The sequence below is a fragment of the Pseudonocardia sp. Ae150A_Ps1 genome (assembly GCF_001932315.1).
Classification (GTDB): Bacteria; Actinomycetota; Actinomycetes; order Mycobacteriales; family Pseudonocardiaceae; genus Pseudonocardia.
The window spans coordinates 5,590,570-5,612,573 of record NZ_MCIJ01000001.1 but is presented as its reverse complement, the minus strand read 5'-3'; the positions used below and the strand labels follow the sequence as shown (position 1 = coordinate 5,612,573).

At 75.0% G+C, this 22,004-nt stretch carries 19 protein-coding genes; 5 read left to right on the top strand and 14 right to left on the bottom strand.

What is annotated here, in order from left to right; translation table 11 throughout:
- Positions 1-21: 21 nt before the first annotated feature.
- From Ae150APs1_RS26410 to Ae150APs1_RS26385, 6 genes are all read right to left on the bottom strand, one after another.
- Positions 22-1,062 carry an LLM class flavin-dependent oxidoreductase gene (locus tag Ae150APs1_RS26410; RefSeq protein WP_075300963.1) on the bottom strand — a complete coding sequence of 347 codons (1,041 nt, stop codon included), beginning with the start codon at positions 1,060-1,062 and terminating at the stop codon, positions 22-24.
- A gap of 1 nt (position 1,063) precedes the next feature.
- Positions 1,064-1,933: a hypothetical protein gene (locus Ae150APs1_RS26405; RefSeq protein ID WP_249266487.1), complete on the bottom strand. Its 870-nt coding sequence runs from the start codon at positions 1,931-1,933 to the stop codon at positions 1,064-1,066.
- A gap of 100 nt (positions 1,934-2,033) precedes the next feature.
- Positions 2,034-3,851, bottom strand: coding sequence for an NAD(P)/FAD-dependent oxidoreductase (locus Ae150APs1_RS26400; RefSeq protein WP_075300959.1), 1,818 nt, complete (start codon positions 3,849-3,851; stop codon positions 2,034-2,036).
- Positions 3,852-3,989: 138 nt separating this feature from the next.
- Positions 3,990-4,913, bottom strand: coding sequence for an NADP-dependent oxidoreductase (locus Ae150APs1_RS26395; RefSeq protein ID WP_075300957.1), 924 nt, complete (start codon positions 4,911-4,913; stop codon positions 3,990-3,992).
- Between the two features lie 16 nt (positions 4,914-4,929).
- Positions 4,930-5,745 (bottom strand): DUF1684 domain-containing protein, encoded by an 816-nt coding sequence (locus Ae150APs1_RS26390; protein ID WP_075300955.1) that lies wholly within the window; start codon positions 5,743-5,745, stop codon positions 4,930-4,932.
- 46 nt (positions 5,746-5,791) lie between these two features.
- A complete protein-coding gene (locus Ae150APs1_RS26385) occupies positions 5,792-6,619 on the bottom strand; it encodes a hypothetical protein (RefSeq protein ID WP_010226505.1) in 828 nt (275 codons plus the stop codon).
- 85 nt (positions 6,620-6,704) lie between these two features.
- Here Ae150APs1_RS26385 and Ae150APs1_RS26380 point away from each other — a divergent pair, with 85 nt between their 5' ends.
- The 3 genes from Ae150APs1_RS26380 to Ae150APs1_RS26370 are packed head-to-tail and all read left to right on the top strand — an operon-like array spanning position 6,705 to position 9,596.
- The gene (locus Ae150APs1_RS26380) at positions 6,705-7,355 is read left to right on the top strand and encodes a hypothetical protein (protein WP_075300953.1); all 651 of its coding nucleotides are present in this window, start codon (positions 6,705-6,707) and stop codon (positions 7,353-7,355) included.
- Between the two features lie 5 nt (positions 7,356-7,360).
- Positions 7,361-8,596, top strand: a complete 1,236-nt coding sequence (locus Ae150APs1_RS26375) for a hypothetical protein (RefSeq protein ID WP_075300951.1) — start codon at positions 7,361-7,363, stop codon at positions 8,594-8,596.
- Between the two features lie 43 nt (positions 8,597-8,639).
- Entirely contained in the window at positions 8,640-9,596 is a 957-nt protein-coding gene (locus tag Ae150APs1_RS26370) for a DNA polymerase IV (RefSeq protein WP_170918138.1), read from the top strand.
- Between the two features lie 5 nt (positions 9,597-9,601).
- Here the strand turns inward: Ae150APs1_RS26370 and Ae150APs1_RS26365 are convergent, their stop codons facing one another.
- A complete protein-coding gene (locus Ae150APs1_RS26365; RefSeq protein ID WP_083680542.1) occupies positions 9,602-9,898 on the bottom strand; it encodes an SH3 domain-containing protein in 297 nt (98 codons plus the stop codon).
- A gap of 126 nt (positions 9,899-10,024) precedes the next feature.
- On the opposite strand from Ae150APs1_RS26365, the gene Ae150APs1_RS26360 reads away from it, so the two are divergent.
- Positions 10,025-10,762, top strand: coding sequence for a Clp protease N-terminal domain-containing protein (locus Ae150APs1_RS26360; RefSeq protein ID WP_075300949.1), 738 nt, complete (start codon positions 10,025-10,027; stop codon positions 10,760-10,762).
- A 7-nt stretch (positions 10,763-10,769) separates the two neighbouring features.
- Here the strand turns inward: Ae150APs1_RS26360 and Ae150APs1_RS26355 are convergent, their stop codons facing one another.
- From Ae150APs1_RS26355 to Ae150APs1_RS26325, 5 genes are all read right to left on the bottom strand, one after another.
- Entirely contained in the window at positions 10,770-11,564 is a 795-nt protein-coding gene (locus Ae150APs1_RS26355; RefSeq protein WP_060572823.1) for an alpha/beta hydrolase, read from the bottom strand.
- Entirely contained in the window at positions 11,561-14,470 is a 2,910-nt protein-coding gene (locus Ae150APs1_RS30675) for an HAD-IB family hydrolase (RefSeq protein ID WP_083680574.1), read from the bottom strand. Before Ae150APs1_RS30675 ends, Ae150APs1_RS26355 begins: the two co-directional genes overlap by 4 nt.
- A complete protein-coding gene (locus tag Ae150APs1_RS26335; protein WP_075300947.1) occupies positions 14,457-16,847 on the bottom strand; it encodes a glycerol-3-phosphate 1-O-acyltransferase in 2,391 nt (796 codons plus the stop codon). The genes Ae150APs1_RS30675 and Ae150APs1_RS26335 overlap by 14 nt, the downstream gene beginning before the upstream one ends.
- Before the next feature lie 96 nt (positions 16,848-16,943).
- Positions 16,944-18,341 (bottom strand): aspartate aminotransferase family protein, encoded by a 1,398-nt coding sequence (locus Ae150APs1_RS26330; protein ID WP_075300945.1) that lies wholly within the window; start codon positions 18,339-18,341, stop codon positions 16,944-16,946.
- Positions 18,342-18,437: 96 nt separating this feature from the next.
- Entirely contained in the window at positions 18,438-19,304 is an 867-nt protein-coding gene (locus Ae150APs1_RS26325; protein WP_075302633.1) for an SAM-dependent methyltransferase, read from the bottom strand.
- Positions 19,305-19,454: 150 nt separating this feature from the next.
- On the opposite strand from Ae150APs1_RS26325, the gene Ae150APs1_RS26320 reads away from it, so the two are divergent.
- Positions 19,455-20,006, top strand: coding sequence for a hypothetical protein (locus Ae150APs1_RS26320; RefSeq protein ID WP_075300943.1), 552 nt, complete (start codon positions 19,455-19,457; stop codon positions 20,004-20,006).
- Positions 20,007-20,021: 15 nt separating this feature from the next.
- Here the strand turns inward: Ae150APs1_RS26320 and Ae150APs1_RS26315 are convergent, their stop codons facing one another.
- Positions 20,022-21,161 carry a glycosyltransferase gene (locus Ae150APs1_RS26315; protein ID WP_075300941.1) on the bottom strand — a complete coding sequence of 380 codons (1,140 nt, stop codon included), beginning with the start codon at positions 21,159-21,161 and terminating at the stop codon, positions 20,022-20,024.
- Positions 21,162-21,361: 200 nt separating this feature from the next.
- Positions 21,362-21,976, bottom strand: coding sequence for a DedA family protein (locus tag Ae150APs1_RS26310; protein WP_249266486.1), 615 nt, complete (start codon positions 21,974-21,976; stop codon positions 21,362-21,364).
- Positions 21,977-22,004: the final 28 nt, after the last annotated feature.

The following is a 22,004-nucleotide window of genomic DNA, read 5'->3' as shown; positions in this document are numbered from 1 at the left end:
CCCCGCGGCGGGGCCGGAGGATCACGTGGCCCGGGCGAGACCGATCGCCCGGGCCAGCGTCGTGAGCCGCTCGTCGAGGGTGTCGCCCGCCGGGTAGAGGCGCACGGTGCCGATCCCGGCCGCCGCCCAGTCCCGGAGCCGCGCGGCGACACGCTCCTCGGTGCCGATCAGCGTCGTGCCGAGCACCATGTCGTCCGTGACGAGCGCGGCGGCACCCGCCCGGTCGCCGCCGAGCCAGGCGGCGCGGACGGCGTCGGCCCGCTCGCCCCAGCCCTGGCGGCGGTAGGCGTCGAAGTAGAAGTTCTGCTCCGCCGTGCCCATCCCGCCGAGGCTGAACGCGATCCCCGGGCGGCGGGCGTCGACCATCGCGGCCTCCTCGCCGGGGTCGGCGGCGAACGCGACCTCGGCCCCCTGGCAGAGCTCGACGTCGGCACGGGTGCGCCCGGCCGCGGCGAGCCCGGCGTCCAGCGGGGACAGGTAGGCCGCGGCGCCCTCCGGGACGAAGCTGGTGCCCAGCCAGCCGTCGGCGACCCGGCCGGTCAGTTCCAGCATCCGCGGCGAGAGCGCCGCGACGAACACCGGCAGGTCCGGCACCGGGGTGGTCGACAGGCGCATCGGGCGACCGCGGTCGCCGGGCAGCGGGATCGCGACGGTGTCGCCGTCGTGCGAGATCCGCTCGCCGGCGCAGGCCGCGCGGATCACCTCGATCGTCTCCCGGAGCCGGGTCAGGGGGCGGTCGAACGGCACCCCGTGCAGACCCTCGATCACCTGCGGGCCGGACGGGCCGAGCCCGAGCACGAACCGGCCCTGCGACATGTCGTGCAGGGTGAGCGCGGCCTGCGCGACCGCGACCGGGGAGCGGGTGCCGACCTGGATCACCCCGGAGCCGAGGCGGATCCGGTCGGTGCGGGCGGCGAGGAAGCCGAGTGCGGACGGCGCGTCGGAGCCCCACGCCTCGGCGACCCAGCAGTCGTCGAGCCCGAGCTTCTCGGCCTCGGTCACGAACTCGACGGTCTCCGCCCAGTTCCCCCCGGACGCCTCGACCGTCGTCGCGGTGCGCACCTCAGGACTCCCCGGTGGACCGGACGAGCCCGACCGGGCTGCGCTCGGGGACGTCGCCCGCGGCGAGCACCGCGGACGCGAGCGGGTCGAGCAGCGCGGCGAGCTCGTCCGTGCGGTCCCCGCCGAGCGCCGTCCACGGCCGGGCGGCGGCCGCGTCGGTGAGCCGCTCGATCTCGGTGTGCTCGGCGGCCCCGGCGGACGTCAGGGTCCCGTCGGGGCCGGTCCAGCCGCGGCGGCGGACGTCCTCGGTCCCGGTGGCCCAGTCGTCGTCGCTCCACCCGCGGGCGGTGCGCAGCCACTCGGCGTCGGTCTCCCCCGCGGCGGCCTTGAGCAGGTGCGCGGCGACCGGGCCGACGCCGCGGGCGACCAGGACGGCGACGTGGCCGTCGCCGCGGTGCTCGCGCAGCGTCGTCGTCGCCTGCCAGAGCGTCTCGACCGCGCCGCCGGGACGGGGCAGTGCCGCGTTCGCGGCGGCGAGCACCCGGCCCTCGACGTCCACCTCGGACGCGGCCGCCCAGGCCAGCTCCGCGGCCCGGTCCACCGGGCCGGTCCCGATCCGCCGCAGCGCGGCGGCCGCGCCGGACGACCGGGCGTCCAGGGCGGCGGCGGGCGGGGCGAGCGACCACACCTCCGGCAGCGCGCGGGCGGGCATCGACGGGTGGAAGTTGTGGAACGCGGCCGTCACCGGCGCCGGACCCACCGGCCCCAGCGGGGCGGCGCGCATCGCGAAGTAGCCCCGCCAGAAGCCGCGGTAGCCGGCCGCCTCGGCGGCGGCGCGGGCCTCCGGGGTGAAGTAGACGACGTCGTGCACCGGTTCGAGGCGTTCCCACAGCGCACGCGCGGCCGGCACCGGCCCGGGAGGTGGCGTCACCGGCGCACCGTAACCCGTGTGCGGCGCCGGTGGCGCGCACGCCGCCGGGCCCGCACACCACGTGGGTGTGCGGGCCCGGACGGGATCCCCTGCTCGGCGGTCAGGAGAGGTGGTGCCGCTCCTGCAGCGCGTAGACCGGCGTGGAGATGCCCTCCTGCCGCGCCTTGAGCTGCAGAGCGAGGCACAGCGAGTAGAACCGGCTCTGGTGCAGGTTGCCGCCGTGGAACCAGAGGTTCTGCTGCTGGGTGGGCTTCCACATGTTGCGCTGCTCGCCCTCCCACGGGCCCGGGTCCTTGGTGGTGTCGGACCCGAGACCCCACACCTTCCCGACCTTGTCCGCGACGTCCTGGCCGACGATGTCGGCGGCGAGCCCGTTCATCGACCGGTAGCCGGTGGCGAAGACGACGAGGTCCGCGTCGAGCTCGACCGTGGCTCCGTCCGATCCGGTCAGGCGCACGCCCTTCTCGGTGAACTCCTGCATCTGGCCGCGGACCAGCTTCACCTTGCCGTCGGCGACGAGCTCGGCCGCGCCGACGTCGATGTAGTAGCCCGAGCCCCGGCGCAGGTACTTCATGAACAGGCCGGAGTCGTCGTCGCCGAAGTCCAGCTCGAACCCGGCGTCGGTCAGCCGCTGGTAGAACTCGGCGTCGACCTCGCGGGCCTTGTCGTAGGCCGGCTTCTGGAACTGCGCCATGATCCGGTACGGCAGCGACGCGAAGATCATGTCCGCGGTGTAGGTGTCGACACCGGCCTTGACCGCGCGCTCGGAGTACAGGTCACCGAGGCCGTACTCCATCAGCGTGTCGGACTTGATGATGTGGGTCGAGGACCGCTGCACCATCGTGACGTCGGCGCCGACCTCCCAGAGGGCGCCGCAGATGTCGAAGGCCGAGTTGTTCGACCCGATGACGACGACCTTCTTGCCCTGGTAGGCGTCCAGCCCGGGGTGCTGCGAGGAGTGCTGCACCCCGCCGCGGAACTGCTCCCGGCCCGGGAAGTCCGGCACGTTCGGCTTGCCGGAGACCCCCAGCGCGACGACGACCTGGCGCGGGCGGAGGGTGACCTCCTCGCCCGCCCGGTCGACCACGACGGTCCAGCGGCCGGTGGCCTCGTCGAACTCGGCGGACCGCGCGGTCGTGGAGCCCCAGTAGTTGAGCTCCATGATCCGCGTGTAGAACTCGAGCCAGTCGCCGATCTTGTCCTTCGGGGCGAAGACCGGCCAGTTGTCCGGGAACTTCAGGTACGGCAGGTGGTCGTACCAGACCGGGTCGTGCAGGGCGAGGCTCTTGTAGCGCCTGCGCCAGGAGTCGCCGGGGCGCTCGTTGCGCTCGACGATGATCGTCGGGACGCCGAGCTGCCGGAGCCGGGCACCCAGCGCGATGCCGCCCTGGCCGCCACCGATGATCACGACCTCGGGGTCGCGGGTGCGGCCCAGCTCGGACAGCTCCTCCTCGCGCCGCTCCTTCCACGTGACCCGGTCCGGGTTGGCGCCGTGCTCGGTGCCGAACGGGCGGTTCTCCCGCATCGGCTCCTCGTGCCCCGTGAGCTCGTCGAGGGTGGTGAGGAGGGTCCACGCCTTCCCGTCGACGATCCGGACGTGGCCGGAGCCGCGGCCCACCGCCGTCGCGAAGGTGAACCAGGCCTCGGTGACGCCGTCGGCCTCGGCCGGCTCCGCCGACAGCTCCCACCGCGACGGGTCGGTGCCCTCGAGAGTGTTCTCGAGCAGGTCGCGGACACCGGCGTGGTGCTCGACCGTCTTCAGGTTCCAGGTGAAGGAGACCAGGTCGCGCCAGTAGCTCTGCTCGGCGAACAGCGACACCGCCCGGTCGACGTCCCGGGCGGCCAGCGCCTCGCCGAAGGCGTCCAGCCAGCCCTCCGCGGTCGTGCGCGCCGCGGACTTCTCCTGCGTGGTGGTCACGTGAGCACCTCCTGCGAGCGGTTCGCCGCGACCACGGGGCGCTCGCCGTCCCTGCCGCGGTCATCGGGGCAACGGGAGCAGTGAGCACCACCGTCGTGACGCGCGACACGGGTTGCGGCGAGGTTGCAACCGCTCGGCCTACCGGAAGAGCAGCACTCCGCGGCCGCGCTGCCCGCCCACCTCCAGGGCGCGGTGGGCCTCCGCGGCGTCCCCGGCGGGCCAGGTGGCGGCGACCCTCGGGGTGAGCCTGCCCGACGAGGCGAGGTCGCGGATCGCGAGCAGCGTCTCCCGGTCCTCGGCGACCGTCCGCACCCACACCGGGTGCCAGGTGATGCCGCGCTCCGCGGTGCCGCGGTGACCGCGGACGGTGGCGATCCGGCCGCCGTCCCGGACCGCGGGCAGCAGCGCGTCGCCCTGCAGGGAGCCGTCGGCCAGCCCGTCGACGCCGCCGGGGACGGCACCGCGGACCGACCCGGCGAACCCGTCGCCGCGGGGCAGCACGACGTGTGCGCCCAGCCCGTCGACGAGCTCGGTGTCCCGCTCGGCGGCGTCGGCGACCACCCGCAGGCCGCGGGCCACGGCGAGCTGCACGGCGTACCCGCCGAACGCCCCGGCCGCACCGGTGACCGCGACCGTCCCTCCGCGCGGGACGGCCAGCTCGTCGAGCGCCAGCCAGGCGGTGAGGGCGTTCATCGGGAGCGTCGCGGCGGCGGTCTCGTCGACGCCGTCGGGCAGCGGGACGGCCGACCCGGCCGGGACGACGACGTGCTCGGCATAGCCGCCGTGCGTCCCGTCCGGGACGACGATCGCCATCACCCGGTCGCCCACCCGCAGCGGGACGTCGTCCCCGGCCTCGTCGACCACGCCCGCGACGTCCATCCCGGGCACCCACGGCGGGTCCGTCTCCTGGCGCCGGACGGAGCGCTGGAGCGTGTCGGTCGGGTTGACCGCGGCCGCGGACACCCGGATCCGGACCTGCCCCGGGCCGGCGTGCGGCTCGGGCAGGTCGAGGACCTCGAGGACGTCCGGGCCTCCGTGCGTGGTGAGTCCGACGGCGCGCATGGACCCACCCTCACAGTCAGGCGAGATCGGGGCGCGGTGGGAGCGTCTCCCCCGCCTCGACCGCCACGTCGAGGTGGTTCCCGGCGGGCGGCAGCGGGCAGGTCGCGTGCGCGGTGAAGGCGCACGGCAGGTTCACCACGCGGTTGAGGTCGAGGCGCAGCGCGCCGTCGGCGCCGGGGTCGGCGGTCTTCAGGATCCGGCCCCCGCCGTAGGTGGTGTCGCCGGAGGTGGCGTCGCGGAAGTGCAGGGACAGGCCGCCGTCCCTCCCGGACAGCGCGACCAGGCGCTGCTGTGCGCCGCCGTGGCGGAACGTCACCTCGCCGACGGCGGTCGGGAAGTGCTGCAGCCCGTCGACGACCGCGTCGACGGTGATCCGGCGCGGCTCGTCGTAGGGGGTGAAGGCGGCGTCGACGACGGCGGCCTCGTCGTAGGGGTACGCGGGGACCCCGGTGAAGGTGGTGCGGGTGACCGCGTGCGGGTCCCGGATCCGCAGCGCGGAGGAGTCGGTGCGGCGGGCGATCTCGACCATCCGGTCGCCGACGGCGACCATCACGCCGGGCGCACCGTCGACCGGGTGCAGGTCCACGGTGCCGTCGAGCGGGGTGTCGGCGCCGGGCGGCACGACGCCGTCGGCGGCGGCCGCGGTGACCGTCACCGTCCCGCCGCCGGTGGCCCGCCAGGTGCCGGGGAGGCCGGGGACCGTGCCCGGGCCGTCGTCGAGCCAGTGCAGGGCGGTCAGCGACAGCCAGCCGTGCGGCTCGCGCAGCGTCTCCTCGCGGGCGGCCTTCCAGGCGGCGTGCTCGGTGCGGGCGTCGGTACCGGTCGTCGTCATGCCGGTGGAACGCGGCGTGCGCCGGATGACTTCCCGGGCGGGTGTGTCAGTGCACCCGGTGCCGTTCGGCCTCGGGGTCGGTGCGGGTCAGCGCGATCACCCCGGCGAGCGCGACGACGACGCCGATCAGCGCGGCGCCCGCCCACCCGTCCCGGATCCGGTCGCCGAGCAGCGCGATCCCGACCACGCCCGGCACCACGACCTCGGTCACCGACAGCACCGCCGTCGCCGGGCCGACGGGGCCGTTCTGCAGCGCCTTCGCGAACGCCAGGACGCCGAGCACCCCCATCACGACGACGCCGTACACCAGCGGGTCCAGCAGCAGGTCCCCGATCGTGTCCCAGCGGAGCGGCCCGGGGTGCAGGGCGCGCACGGCGAGCGCGGTGCCGCCGAACCCGAGCCCGGCGAGCAGCGCCAGCAGCATCGGGCGTCCCGTCCGCCACACGAACGGCGTCGCGACGAGGATCAGCACGAACGCGACGAGCAGCGCCGGGGTCGCCGCGGGGGGCAGCGCCTCCGGGCGGTCCGGTTCGGCCGCGGCGGCGACCAGCACCAGCCCCGCCAGCACGGCGACGACGGCCCACCGGTCCCGCCACGCCAGGTTCCACGGGTTCCAGCCGTGGTCGGACAACGTGGTGAGCGCGATCGCGCCCGCCAGGATCGACTGCACCGCGAACACCGGCAGGTACCGCAGCGCGACGACGGTCAGCACCCAGGCCACGACGTCCGCGAACAGGCCCGCGAGGAACCACGGCTGCTGCCACACCGGGCGCCCGTACCGGGCCAGCCTGCTGCCCCGGGCCTCCCACAGCGCGGCGATCGTGTTGCCGACCATGGCGGCCACGGCGATCAACAAGGCGAACACGGTCGTCATCTCCGCCCATCCTGCCCCCTCCCGCGCCGGGCGGCTCCGGACACGCCGATCCCCACGGCGGGAGGACGCGGTGCACACTCGGGCCATGCGCATGCAGTTCGGTGTGGACGAGGACGAGGCGTTCCACGAGTGCGCGGGCCGGCTGATCAGCGGGTTCGCGGACTGGCTCGACGAGAACGACCTGGTCGCCGAGCCCGTCTCGGCGGAGCTGCTGCTGCAGTACAAGTGGCTGGAGGCCGACGGCGACCTCGCCGCGTGGCCGCTGGCACACGTCGAGACGTTCCTCGACGGCTGGTGCCCGCGTGTCATGACCGAGTACCGGCTGCCGGTGCGGCTGGTCCCGCTCAGCGTCGCGTCGTTCGTCGAGTACCTCGACGAGCGCGGGTTGCTGACCCCGGACAGCCCGCGGCCGTCGCAGGTCCGGCGGTTGTGCACCGCCTACGCCGACGACTACGACGAGCTGGAGGCCCGCGGCGTCCACCCGGTGCTCGACGAGTTCGGCACGCCCCCGGACCCGGTCCGGATCCCGGGACCGGCCGACCGCGCCGCCTCGGCCGCGGCGGCGACGGTGCTGGCCGACGCCCGTGCGCTCGCCACCTGGTGCGGGCCGTCGGGCCGGGTCCTGACGAGGACCGGCAACCTGCGCATCGCCGACGCCCGGGAGCTGGCCGGGAAGCTCGGCACCGACGACCTCGACTCGCCCGGCTCGACCGTGCCGACCGGCTCCCGGTCCTGACCTGGGTGCTGGAGACGGCGGTCCGGGCCGGGGCGGTGCACCACGAGAACGGCCGGCTCGTCGCCGGCGGGCGGTTCGGCGGGCTCGACGACACGACCGCGCACGAGGACCTCGTGCTCGCCGCGCGGGACCAGGGCGTGCTGACCGTCACCGGGGAGCGGCGGGTGCCCGACGGGGCCGAGCCGCTCGACGTCCTCGACGGCCTGCTCGAGGAGCCGCCCGCCGGGACCGACGACGAGGACGGGCGGAACGCGCTGGAGATCCTCGCCGAGCAGCTCGGCCGGGCCGACGGCGAGGAACTCCTCGACGAGGACGGGTTCGACCAGGGCACCCCTGTCCCCGAGCCCGCCGACGACGCCACCCCCGCGTTCCTCGCGCTGCTGCGCCACCCGGTCGAGGGGATGCCCTTCGACGATCTCGCCGCCCTGCTCGACCTGGTGCTGGGCTGGGACGGCGGCCCCGCGGGCGACGGGGCCTTCCCGGCCCGGATGCTCGTCACCCGTCTCGAGCGCCTCGGCCTCGCCGAGTGGTCGGACTCCACCCTGGAGCAGGACGACGTGCTCGGTGCCGACGTCCGGTCCGGCGGGCGGGTCACGCTCACCCCCGGTGGCGTCGCCTGCGGTCTGCTGGTGCTGGCCGCGGAGAGCCTGGAGTTCCCGACCCGCCCCGATCCGGCCGTGGCGTCGGTCGAGGAGATCGTCGACCTGGCGGGCGAGGTGACGCCCACCGAGTGGCGCCGCGACATCGACGCCTGGCACGCGGCGCAGCCCGACCCGGACCGTGCGGTCGCGGCGTTCGTCGACCGGGCGCTGGCACCGGGGCGCCCGCTCGTCGTCGTGCTGACGGCGACCGGCGTCGCCGCGGACAGGTTCGGGGACGACGTCGTCGACGGCCTGCTCCGCCGGCACCTGGACGGTCCGCACCGGGCCCAGGTGGCGCGCCGCCTGGTGGCACGCGGGCAGCTGGACCCGGGCACGCTCGAGCCGGAGCTGCTGCTGCAGGCCTCGATCGACGTCCTCGCCGTCACCGTCGACACCATCGGGTCCGACGAGTGGCCCGCGCTGTTCGCCCGGGAGTTCCCGGCCGACGCCGCGGAGGTGTTCGACGAGCTCTGGCGGCTGGACCATCCCCGGCTCGGCGACGTGCTCACCGAGGTCGGTGCGCACCATCCCGATGCGCGGGTCGCGGAGGCCGCCCGCACGGCGCTGTCCCGGTGGCGGGGCCGCAGCGGCGGGCACTGACCGGTACCGGAGTCTGGCCCACCCGGCCGGATCGTGCGAACATATGTTCGTGCGCGGCCTGGCCACCATCCTGCACGCCGACCTGGACTCGTTCTACGCGGCGGTCGAGCAGCGGGACGACCCACGGCTGCGCGGCCGCCCGGTGATCGTCGGTGGCGGGGTGGTGCTGGCCGCGAGCTACGAGGCCAGGGCGTTCGGCGTGCGGACCGCCATGAACGGCGGCCAGGCCCGCGCGCACTGCCCGGGCGTGATCGTCGTCCCACCGCGGATGGCGGCCTACTCCGAGGCGAGCCGGGCCGTGTTCGCGATCTTCCGGGACACCACGCCCGAGGTGGAGGGCCTGTCGATCGACGAGGCGTTCCTCGAGGTCGGCGGGCTCGCCCGGATCGCGGGCACGCCCCGGGAGGTCGCGCTGGTGTCGTTCCTCGGTCCGGCGAGCGGGCGGCACCTGCACGCGCTGGCCCACCTGCGCGACCCCCGCCCGGTCGACACGCACCGCTCGCGGCGGTCGATCGGCTCGCAGCGCGCGCTCGGCCGCAGGCCCCGCACCCCGGAGGAGCTCGACGCGATCCTGGCCGGCACCGTCGACCGGCTGGCACGGCGACTGCGGGCGCCCCGCGAGACCGGTGGCGGGCGGGTGTGCCGCACGGTCGTGCTGCGTCTGCGGTTCGGCGACTTCGCCCGCGTCACCCGCTCGCACACGCTCCCGGTGCCGACCGCGCACACGCCCACGATCCTGACGGCGGCCCGGCGGCTGCTGGTCGCGGCGACGCCGGAGATCCGGGACCGCGGGATCACCCTGCTCGGACTGTCGCTGACCAACCTCGACCGCGACGACGCGGTGCAGCTGGAGCTCCCCCTCGACGCGCACGCCGGCCCGGCACTGGACACCGCGCTCGACGAGGTGCGCCGCCGGTTCGGTGCCTCCTCGGTGTCGCGGGCGACCCAGCTCGGCCGCGACCAGGGACTGCAGGTCCCGCTGCTGCCCGAGCACGAGTGAGCACCTCAGCAGGACGGGTTGCTGCCGAGCTCGCGGGTGGTGCGGATGTAGTAGTTCGTCACCCAGCCCTCCTGCGGGCCGAGGATGCGATACCAGACGGTGTCGCCGCGGACCGCCTCCCCGCGCTGCCAGCAGCCGATCCGGACCGGGGTCCCGGACTCCGGGATGGTCCCGACGACCGCGAAACCGGTGCCCGGTCCGGAGCGGACCTGCAGACCCTCGATCGAGGTCCGGGTGCACCCGGACAGCACGAGAACCCCGCACAGCACCACGAGGCCCTGCGCCACACGCTTCCGTCGCACACCCTCACCTCACCCGATCAGGTGACATCGCGGATGCGCAACGTAGCGATGAGCGACCGACCATGCACGGCGAATCGCGGTCAACCCACGGTTGACGACCTAAGATCGTCAACTTACAGTTGACGCATGACCACTCCGTCCCCCGTCACCGGGACCGTCCGGCTCGACGACCTCATCTCCGCCATCACCGACGTCCACTCCGACCCGCTCGAGCAGCTCTCCGGCGCGGTGCTCGCGGGCGACCACCTCGGTGACCTGGCCGACCACCTGATCGGCCACTTCGTCGACCGGGCCCGCCGCTCCGGCGCGTCCTGGACCGACATCGGCCGCAGCATGGGCGTGTCCAAACAGGCCGCCCAGAAGCGCTTCGTCCCGAAGCCCGACGAGCCGGTCGACCCCGAGGAGGGCTTCAAACGGTTCACCCCGCGCGCCCGCGGCGTCGTGGTCGCGGCGCAGAGCGAGGCCAGGAGCGCCGGCAACGACCGGATCACCCCGGCGCACCTGGTGCTCGGCCTGGCGGCCGACCCGCAGGCGCTCGCCGTCGTCCTGCTGGAGCCCCAGGGGGTCACGCCGGACGCGCTGCGCGAGGCCGCCGTCGCGCGGCTGCCGGAGCGGGTGGAGCAGGTGCCCGACCTCGTCCCGTTCGACGGGGCCGCGAAGAAGGCGCTCGAGCTCACCTTCCGCCAGGCGCTGCGGCTGGGCCACAACTACGTCGGCACCGAGCACATCCTGCTCGCCCTGCTGGAACAGGAGGACGGCGACGGCGTGCTGTCCGGGCTGGACGTCGACGGCCCGCGTGCCGAGGCCGCGATCGTGAAGACGCTCGCCGCGATCGCCGCGCAGCAGGAGCAGGGCGACGGCTGAGAACCGGTCAGGACGCCAGCTGGTAGCGCGTGTGCTGCAGGATCGTCCACGCCACCAGCGCGGGATTGTCCATCATGGGCACGTGCCCGACACCGGGCAGCACCACCAGCTCGGCGCCGGGGACGGCGTCCATCAGCGGGCGGCCGTAGCGGCCGTACGGGATCGTGCGGTCCGAACCGGACCAGGCGATCCGGACCGGGCAGGGCAGCTCGTCGAACGGCACGATGGCCGTCTCCATACTGGCCGCGGACAGCAGCGGGTCGAGCACCGTGCACGCGGCGAGATCGTCGAAGAGCACGGCGACGTCCTCGGCCGAGTACAGGTCGGCGCGTTCCGCGAGGGTGAGCAGCAGCAGGCGCCGGACCAGCCCGCACGACGCGAGCAGCCGCACCGGCGTCCACCCGGCCAGCAGCGCCCCCACCCGGAAGGTGGCGAGCAGCCGGTAGAGGTCCTTCGGCAGCGCCCACGCCCCGGCCGGGGACAGCGCGACGACCGAGCGGGCCCGCCCGCGCCGGGCCAGCTCCAGCGCGGCCCAGCCGCCGAGCGAATTCCCGACGACGTGCGGCATCTCGTCGATCCCGAGCTCGTCGAGCTGCTCGACCAGCGCGTCGACCATGACGTCGATGGAGAACTCGCCGTCGGGCAGCGGGGGGCCGTCGCGGTGCCCGGGCATCGTGACCGCCCAGACGTCGTGGTGCTCCTCCAGCATCGGGAGCAGCGGCGTCCAGGCGCGCCACGACGACGTCACGCCGTGCAACAGCAGCAGCGGCTCGCCGGAGCCGCCCCGGTGGAACGCGGTCATCTCACGATCATGGGCGCCGCGGCGCCGGGATGCAGCGCGAGCACCTCGTCGAAGCCCGCGGCCAGGCACTCGGCGAACAGGTCCCGGTCGGTGATCGCCGCCGCGTCCAGGTTGGCGCCGACGCAGCAGACGTCGCCGTGCGTGACGACCGAGATCATCGCCGCGCAGCCGGGCAGCGGCGCGAACGGGTAGACCCGCTCGATCCGCGCGCCGCACAGGAACGCCTCCGATCGCAGCCCCGGCACGTTCGACGCCTGCAGGTCGTTCCCGGCCGTCGACCCGCCGGCGACCAGCGTCAGCAGCGGGCCCGGCAGCCGCGCCAGCAGCGGCGCGACGACGTCGGTGCTCTCCAGCGCGGGCTCGCCCCGCGCCGCGCGCATCTGCTCGCCGACCGCCCGGATCCGCTCGGCCGGGTCGGTCACGCCCATCGGCGCGGCCAGCCGGGCGGGCGCCCACCGGTTCCCGCCGGACGAGTCGCCGTCGCGGCGTACCGACACCGGCACCGACGTGCGGAGCGTGGTGTCCGCACCGACCGGCCGGCCCATGCGCTCGTGGTAGTGCCGGAACCCGCCGAGCAGCGCGGCCACGTAGGCGTCGTTGAAGGAGCCGCCCACCGACTTCCCGGCCGCCCGCAGGTCGGCGAACACGACGTCGACCGCGACGAAGCGCCAGGACAGCCCGCGCGGGCGCAGCAGCTCGGAGCCGCCACCCGACGGCGGGGACAGCACCCGCACCGCCGAGTCGAGGTAGCGGGCCGTCTCGCGGGCCGCGGTCAGCGGGTGGGTCAGCGCCCCGAACAGGTCCCGGGCCGCGCGCGCCGCCGACGGCACGATCCCGGCCTCGCGCCGCACCAGCCGGTCCATCTCGGCCAACGGGTCCGGCGCCTCGGTCGCGGGTGCCGGCGGCTGCGGCTTCGTCTCGTCATGCTCGCGCTTGCGGCTGTGCAGCTGGGACAGCAGCTGGACCGCGCCCATGCCGTCGGTCAGCACGTGGTGCAGCTTCAGCAGGAACGCGGCACGGCCACCGGGCAGCCCCTCGACCAGCATCGCCTCCCACGGCGGCCGCTCCCGGTCGAACGGGGTCATCGCGAACTGCTCCGCGATCGGGCCGAGCTCGCTCCAGAACCCGGGGCCCGCACCGGGGATCCGCACCCGTCGCAGGTGGTAGTGCAGGTCGAACTCGACGTCGTGGATCCAGTACGGGGTGCCGAGCCCGGCCAGCGGCTCGCGGACCCGCTCCCGGAAGCGCGGCACCATCCGGGTCGCCCAGTCGACGGCCGCGACCAGCCGGTCCCGGTCGGGCTTCGTGTCGAGCAGCTCGACCGCGAGGACCGGCGAGCGGTAGCGCGGGTCCTCGGCCTCGGCCTCGGCCTCGGCGCGCCACATCATCACCTCGAACGGCGACATCTCGCGGACCGATCCCCAGGACAGCGGGACGTCGCTCATCGGGTGCCGCCCTCCGGCCAGTTGGGTCAGTGTGTCGACGAACAGGTCCCGGATCTCCTCGGAGTACTTCCCGGCGTTCTCCGGCACCCAGTTGGTGGTGTCGACAGGCGGGTGTACGGCGACCTGCACGGTGCCCGCCCGCAGGGTCTGTGCGCCGCGCCACATGATCTCGCCGGCGTTGCGGATCACGACCGGCACGATCGGCACCTCGGCCTGCATCGCGATGTGGAACGCGCCCTTCTTGAACCGGCCCAGCCGCGGCGTCGGGGAGCGGGTGCCCTCCGGGGCGATCACCAGCGAGATGCCCTCGTCGCGCAGCTTGGCGACGGCCGGCCGGAGCGCCTCGCGGGCCTGCCGGCTGTCGCCGCGGTCGATGAAGGCGACGTCGGCCATCTGGAACAGCTGACCCCACACCGGGATCTGCGCCGCCTCCTTCTTCGCGACGCCGGTGAAGCTGCCGCGCAGCAGCTTCATCAGGACCGGCACGTCGAACTTGGACTGGTGGTTGAACACGAACACGCACGGCCGGGCGGCGACGAGGTGCTCCGCGCCCGTCACCTCGACGTCGATCCCGGACAGTCCGAACGCGACGTCGGACCCGACCGACGCGGCCAGGTCGACGAACCGGCGGCGCGAGCCGTGCAGCAGCCCGGCACCGGCCGCGGCGGCCAGCCCGCCCGCCATGCCGCCGTAGAACACGGCGGTGCGGGCGACGTCGGCGACGTCCGGGAGGAGCCCGCCGCGGGGCGCGCAGTCCAGCACCGGCCAGCCCAGCTCGACGGCGACCCGGCGCAGCGAGTCGGTCGGCGACACCGCGACCGGGTTGCCGACCGCGGAGAGGAACTCGGCGTCCTCGGTGCCGTTGGCGTACCCGAAGCAGTCGGTGAGCTCGGCATCCTGTGCCTCGGCGTCGGCACGGACCGCGGCGGCCTTCCCGGCGCCCCACAGCGAGATGCCGGCGACCCGCCCGGTGAGCACGCCGTCGCGCACCTCCAGCTCGGTGCACAGCACCCGGTCGGCGCCCAGCTCCTCGGCCATCGGCTGGACCTGGAACCGGGTCGCCGACGACGCCATGACGACCTGGTGACCCTGCTCCTGGTGCGCGGCGACGAGCTCCCACACCTCCGGGTGCAGCGCACCCGCGATCTCCTCCTTGAACAGGGACCGGCCCAGTGCGTGCAGCTCGTCCTCGCTGCGGCCCTTCCAGGTGGCCAGGGTGATCGAGAGGAACTCCTTGAAGTCGTCATCGGTGCGGATGCCACGCATGCCGGACAGCACCGTGCGCGCCATCTCGACCGGGCCGACGTCGAACTCGCGCAGGCGCTTCCGGTAGAAGGCACCTGCCGAATACCCGTCGATGACGGTGCCGTCGTAGTCGAAGTACGCGATCGTCCCCGGCCCCGGCGGGGCCTCCCGGATCGCCCGGAGCCGCTCGGCCCGGGCGGTCTCAGCTCGCGACACCACTGTCCCCCTCCGCACGTGCGTGGTCACTGTCGGACGCCACGGCCGGCGCCGCGGGTACCGGGTCCGCCGACCGGGAGCCGTCCGTCGCCGACCCCAGGACGACGGCGAGCCGGGCGCGCTGCAGCTGCGCGAGGCGGCCGAGGTCGTCGATGACGCCCGTCACCTCGTCCCGCCACATCCGGCGGCGCTCACCGAGATCGGCCGCGCCGTCGCCCGCGTCGGTGAGCAGGCCCCGGTTGCCCGCCTGCCGCACCGCGGTGGCGTAGAGCTCGCGGGACACCGAGTCGGCCCGGTCCAGCCGGTGCTGCAGGAGCATCTGGCCGCCGACGCCGAGGCACTCCTCGAGGAACGGCCCCTCCTCGGTCAGCGCCTCGTCGTCCCGCGCGGCGAGCCGGTCGGCGACGACGAGCTGGGCGTCCAGGAAGGAGCGGAGCACGCCCGGGGCGACGAGCAGCGGCGCCTGGCGCAGCGCGCCGCGCACGTCGGCCGGCGCCGCGGCACGCGAGCGCCAGTCCGGGTCGACGAGATCGAGCTCGTGCAGGATCTCGTCGCGGAACTCCCGGCGGGTCGAGAAGAAGAACTCGAACTTCAGCAGGTCCCGCAGCCGGGCCAGCTCCCGCCAGGCGACCTCGACGAGGTCCTCGGCGTCGCCGATGCGCAGCAGCGCCACCTCGAGCAACGCCCGGTTGAGCAGGTGGTGCAGCGTCCCGTTGCGGTAGAAGGCGGCCACGTGGTGGCGGCCCGAGCTGATCGAGAAGACCGGCTCGGTGCCGTCTTCGAAGATCGTCACGACGCCGGCCTCGGCCAGCCGGTCGAGCGTCATCCGCAGGCCGTGCCGGGTGCGCAGCTCGGCGATCGGGACGGGGACGCCGCGCGACTCCAGGTAGTCGGCCAGCGGCGCGACGACCTCCCGGACCTGCTGCAGGGTCAGTGCCCGGTCCCGCGCCGAGAGCAGCGCGAAGGTCGCCAGCGACGTCGCGGTGGCCGGGGTGACCCGGTTGATCCCGGCGCACACCCGGAAGGCGACCTTGTCCAGCTGCGCGGACCCCTCGCCGGCGTCGGCGAGTGCCTGCCGCAACCCGATCGGCTCGGCGAATCGGACCCGCGCGGCACCGATGTGCCGGCGCTGGTCGCGGAAGTAGTGGTAGAGCCAGCCCAGGCCCTCGGCCTTCTTCTCGCCGCCGCGCTGCTCGGCGGCCATCGCGCCGACCTCGTGCAGCTGGTCGTAGGCGATCGACACCGGCACGAGCACGGCGTCGAGCTCCGGGCGGTCCTCGATCGCCGAGACGAGGTAGCGGAGCAGGCCGATCCGCGGCTTGCGGAGCTTGCCGGCGCGGCTGCGGCCGCCCTCGATGTACCACTCGAGGTTGAACCGCTTGGCGAGCAGGTGCCCCAGGTACTCCTGGATCGCCGCCTTGTAGACGGTGTCGCCGCCGAAGCTGCGGCAGATGAACACGACGCCCGCGCGCCGGCCGAGCGCCCCCATCGGCCAGAACGACAGGTTGTTGCCGCCGAGCACGTGGTTGCGGGGGAAGTTGCGGTCGTGCAGCACCTCGGCGAAGAGCAGCGGGTCGGCGTACGAGCGGTGGCTGGGCAGGAACACCAGCGCGTGCTCCTTGTTGAGCTCGCGCAGCCGCTCCAGGCCCGACTCGTCGACCTGGACGTCCCAGGCCCGGGAGTGCATCGGCCCCATCATCGCCCGGAAGACGTCGATCGCCGGCGGGCTCTGCACCGCGGCCATCTCGTGCAGGCACGACTCGAGCCGGCGCTCGATCTCGGGGGCCGGCTGCCCGGTCCGGCGCGCGAGCCGCTCGACGAGCGCCGGGAACCGGGTCGACGAGGTGATCTGCTCGACCATCCGGCGCGGCACCTTGTACCGGTCACCCAGCACGCGTCGTTCGGCCCGGTCGCACGCCAGGACGGCCTGGCGGGCGACGAACCGCGCGAAGCCGTGCGACCCCGGCCGCCCGTTCTCCTGCGCGACGAACCGGGAGACCAGGTCGGCGACGGTCGCGGGCTCCCCCGCGACGACGCGCGCGGCGTCCCGCCGGTGCCGGGCCATCGACGGGTGCAGCGGCGACCACGCCATCCGCATGACGGCGGTGGTCGCCAGCCCGGCGAGCCTGCGGACCGCCCCCGGCTCGTCGGACTCCGGGGTCACCCAGGTGACCCGGGCCGGGACGATCACGGTGGCGTCGTCGGAGTGCAGCGACTCCCCGAGCGCGGACGGGACGTCGGACCCCACGCCGAGGGGCACGACGACCGAGCCGGGATGGTGCTCCTCGGCCCAGCGCCGCAGGATCGTGCGCTCGGTGTGCGACCGCGACTGGGCCACCACCACCTCACGGGTGCCGCTCGGTCCGTCCGTCGTCATGGAACCCCCGTTCGGACCGCCGCCGCACCGCGGCGTCGTGGGGACCCCACGTAGTTACCGATGAGTTCGGGAACAACAGGGACACGGCCCGGGGCCTCAGCCGACCAGCGACCACGCCTCGGTGAGGGTGTGCCGCAGGATCTGCTCCATCTCGTCGAACTCGGCCTGCCCGGCGACCAGCGGCGGGGCGAGCTGCACGACGACGTCGCCGCGGTCGTCGGGACGGCAGTAGAGCCCGTTGTCCAGCAGCGCGCCGGGCAGGAACTGCTTGACCAGCCGCTCCCGCTCCCCCGCGTCGAAGGTCTCCCGGGTCTGCCGGTCCTTGACCAGCTCGATCGCCCAGAAGTAGCCGTCGCCACGGACGTCACCGACGATCGGCAGGTCCAGCAGCTTGCGCAGAGTGGTCTCGAACCCCGCGGCGTTGCCGAGGACCCGGCCGTAGAGGTCCTCGCGTTCCATCAGGTCGAGGTTCGCGAGCGCGACGGCGGCCGAGACCGGGTGCCCGCCCCAGGTGTAGCCGTGCGGGAACGTGACGCCCGGGGCCAGGAACGGCTCCATCACCCGGTCCGAGGCGATCATCGCGCCGAGCGGGCCGTAACCCGACGTCATGCCCTTGGCGCAGGTGACGATGTCGGGGGTGAACCCGAACTTCGCGCAGGCGAACGGGTGCCCCTGCCTGCCGAAGGCGTTGATCACCTCGTCGGAGACCAGCAGCACGTCGTGGCGGTCGCAGATCTCCCGCAGCCGCGCGAAGTACGACGGCGGCGCGGTCAGGCAGCCGCCGGAGTTCTGCACCGGCTCGACGACGACGGCCGCGACCGTGTCGGCGCCCTCGAAGAGGAGCGCCTCCTCGACCCGGTCCGCGGCCCAGCGGCCCAGCGCCTCGGCGTCGCCGTCGAACTCGGGGTGCCGGTAGAGGTTGGTGTTCGGCACCCGGAACCCGCCGGGCGCGAGCGGCTCGAAGTCCTTCTTCATCGCCGGCAGGCCGGTGATCGCCAGCGCCCCGTGGGTGGTGCCGTGGTACGCGGTCGCCCGGCTGATCACCTTGTGCTTGGCGGGCCTGCCGCGCAGCGTGAAGTACTGCTTGGCGACCTTCCAGGCGCTCTCCACGGCCTCCCCGCCGCCGGAGGTGAAGAAGACCCGGTTCAGGTCCCCGGGTGCCAGGTGGGCGAGCCGCTCGGCCAGCTCCGCGGCGGGCGGGGTGGTGTAGCCCCACACCGGGAAGTACGCCAGCTCCGACGCCTGCCGCGCCGCCACCTCGGCGAGCTCGCGACGACCGTGACCGGCCTGGACCACGAACAGGCCGGCCAGACCGTCAAGGATCCGCCTGCCCCGGTCGTCCCACAGGTGCACACCCTCGCCCCGGGTGATCACCGGGACCGGGTTCACCCCGTCCCGGCCGTGCATCCGGGCGAAGTGCATCCACAGGTGCCGGCCCGCCGACCGGGCGGCCTGCGACGTCCCGGTGGCGGTGGGGTCCTCGAGTGCGGTCATGGGGCGCTCCTTGCTCCGCGGGGGACGCGGGTCCCGGCGTCCGTGGGCCGCGGGCAAGCATACGAGCCGGGCGGCCCGCGCCGCCCGGCCGCGGGATCACCCGAGGTCGGCCGAGAGGAGCTCCACCTGCCCCATCGAGGCCGCGATGGCACCGTCGAGCGGGCGGCCGTAGCCGGCGGCGACGTCGGCGGCCCGCCGTGACCCGACCGTCCAGCCGTGCCGCTGCAGCCACTCGACCGGGCCCTCGCTGCGCGGCTCGTCGAAGAAGAGCTCACGGACGTCGGTGCCGAGCATCCGCTCGGAGAGCGCGCGGAAGTGCGGGTCGGACACGATCCGGTCGATCGAGACGCCGAAGTGCTCGACGGCGATCCGGCTGCCCGGCGCGGACAACGCGTGGACCCGCTCGAACAGGAGCCGTTCGGCGTCGGCGGGCAGGTACGGCAGCAGTCCCTCGGCCAGCCACGCCGTCGGGCGCGCCGGGTCGAGCCCGGCCTCGGTCAGCGCGAGCGGCCAGTCGTGCCGCAGGTCCACCGGGACGGTCTCCCGCCGCGCGGTGGGTGCCCGGCCGGCGTCGGCGATCACGCCGTCCTTGAAGGCCAGGACGCGCGGCTGGTCGACCTCGAAGACGGTCGTCCCGGACGGCCAGTCGAGCCGCAGTGCGCGGGCGTCCAGGCCGGCGGCGAGCAGCACGACCTGGCCGGTCCCCGCGCCGCGCAGGGCCTCGTCGAAGAACCGGGACCGGACGCCCTGGTAGGTGGCCTGCAGGCGCCACAGGTCGTCGGGGTCCTGCGGGTCGCCCTGGACGTCGACGCCGTGCCCCGCGGCGTCGACGAACGCCTGGGCGAGCGGATCGTCCACGAGCCGGTCCGTGCGGCGGGTCTCGGTGGCCCGCCCGGCGGCGACCGCGAGAGCGGTCGCGCCCACGCTGCTGGTGATGTCCCACTGATCGTCGGCGGTACGCATGACGATCACCGCACGACGGTTCATTAGCATTGCTCAGGTCAGCGCGTGATGATCACTCACGTGGCGGAGGACGTACCGGACACCCGGTCCCATAGCCGTCGGGCGCGGTGACCCGTAACACACCCCGGGGGGGCGGCCCGAGTCCACGCGATGGACCTCCGCCGGGTCACCGGGTACATCGCGCTGGGCCTCCTCGCGCTCTACCTGCTGTGGCTGCTCTCGCGGACCGCCCCGGAGCTGCGCAAGAGCACCCGGGGCCGTCATCTGCGGGCCCAGGTGCTGGCTGTGCGGCTGTGCGCGGTGGCGCTGGCCGGGCTGTTCGTGGGGCTCGTCCACTTCTGGGCCACCGCGTGGTGGCAGGTGATCGTCGCGGTGCCGGTCACCTTCGCGCTGGCGACCGGGCTGCGCCGGATCCACCGGAAGCTGGTCGCGCTGCCCCGGCACCGCGTGCCGCTCGCCCAGCGGGTCCGGCGCACCGGGCACTTCCAGGTGATCCGCGAGCCCGGCTCGTCCGGGCCGCACCGGCACGCGGCGGGTGAGCTCGGGACGGCACCGTTCGTGGTGCCCGGCGCGGAGCCGGACACCGCCGTCCCGCCCGACGCGCCGGACGGTGGGTCCCTGTTCGACGTGGCCCCCGTCGACGCGGTCCCGCCCGCGGAACCCGACGACCCGGGCCGGTCGCGGCCCGGGTCCGGGTACTGAGGACGCCGGCCCGGATCAGCCCGTGGCGCCCACCGGCTCCTGCCGCTCCGCCCCGGCCCCGGCCTCCACGGGGTCCTCGGACTCCGCGGCGTCCGGGAGGTCGGCGGGATCGGCATCGCCCGCGGTCTCCGGCGTCGCGGCGCGCCCCTCCAGCAGCTCGGTGTAGACCCCGGTGAGTGCGTCCGCGATCCGGGACCGGTCGAAGCGCGACACCGCCCGGTCCCGGCCGGCGATGCCGAAGCCGGTCCGCAGCCCGTCGTCGGCGAGGATCTCGCGCACGGCCACCGCCAGGTCGTCCACCCGGCCGGGTCGGACGTGCAGACCGGTCACGCCGTCGACGACCGCGTCCCGCAGCCCGCCGACGCCGGAGGCGACCACGGGCCGTGAGCACGCCATGGCCTGCAGCGCAGGGGCGACCGGGACGTCGTGCCCGGGGGCGGCCACGACGACGTCCGCCGAGCGCAGCAGCCGCGGCACCGTCGCGGCACCGACCGGGCCGAGGAACCGGACGCGCCCGGCGACCCCCACCGACTCCGCGACGGCGAACAACCGCGCGCGGTCCGCGTCGTCGCCGGTGGCGCCGCCGCCGACGAGCAGCTCCGCACCCGGCACCCGGGCCAGTGCGCGGATCGCCGCACCCGCCCCCGCACCGTCGGCCAGCGACCCGAGCGTGACGATCCTCGGGTGCTCGTCCCGGCGCAGGGCAGGCCCCTCCGGGGTGAAGACGTCGGTGTCGACGCAGGCCGGGACGGTGCGCAGCACCGCCCGCGGGACGCCGAGACGCAGCAACGCGGTGTGCTGGTCCTCGCTGGCCGCCAGCACCCGGGCGCGGCCGACGGGCAGCGGGTCGTCGTCGGCGCCGGACCGGGCGGGGACACCGGCCGGGTAGGACAGGACGACCGGGAGACCGGTCGTCCCCGCGGCCCGGGCGGCGGCCGGGCCGACGGCGTGCACCAGCTCGGGCGGGTCGTCCGCCCAGGCGGACGCGAGGCCGTCGGTGAGCGTGGCCGGGGTGAGGGTGTCGACCCGCAGGTCGCCCGCGCCGTCCGGCCGGACGAGGGCGGGGTCGTCGGGGAGGTCGGTGACGACGCGGATCCGGTGGCCGGCCGCGGCCAGCGCCGCCGCGACGAGACCGGTGCCGCAGTCCTCCGGCACCTCAGGGGTTCGGACGATGGCGATGCGCAACTCAGGCCTCCTGGTCGTGCTCGCGATGCGGGCACGCGCAGGTGGCTCTACGCGTCGGACGGCCGACCCTACCCGTTCGAGCGGGCGGCGCCACCCGGCGCAGCGCGCATGCCCGCACACGGATCCGGGTGCGCGGCCGCCCGGACCGACGGTCGGACGGCCGGCCCGGACTACTCCCGGGCCCCGGCCGTGGCCTCGGCGGCGGCCCGACGGGCGTCGGCACGGCGCCGGCGGACCAGCCAGGCCACGACCCCGGCCACGACGACCACCGCGAGGACGATCCAGCCGAGCAGCCCGAAGGCGTGCTCGAACTCCTTCGCCGCCTCGCGCAGCAGGAACCCGGCGGTCACGTGCATCGCCGCCCACGCCGTCGCACCGACGGCGACGGCGGGCAGGAACCGCCGCAGCGGCAGCCCGGACGCACCGGCCGCGGCCGGCGTCATCGTGCGCACCACGGGCAGGAAGCGGGCGCACAGCACGGCCCAGGAGCCGTGTCGGCGCAGGGTGCGGGCGGCGTCGTCCCACGAGTCGCGGCCCATCCGACCGATCAGCCGGGACTCGCGCAGCCGGGACCCGAACCGTCGTCCGATCGCGTAGCCGATGGTGTCGCCACCGGCCGCCGCGACGGCGACGACGCCGGTGACCAGCACGGCCGCCGGCACGTCCGGGACGGCCATCGCCGCCGCGATCAGGACGGTCTCGCCGGGCAGGAGGAGGCCGACACCGAGCGTGGTCTCCCCGAGCGTGACCAGGCCCGCGACGAGTACCACCACCCAGAGCGGCACGGACGTGAGGAACTCGATGATCTCGGAG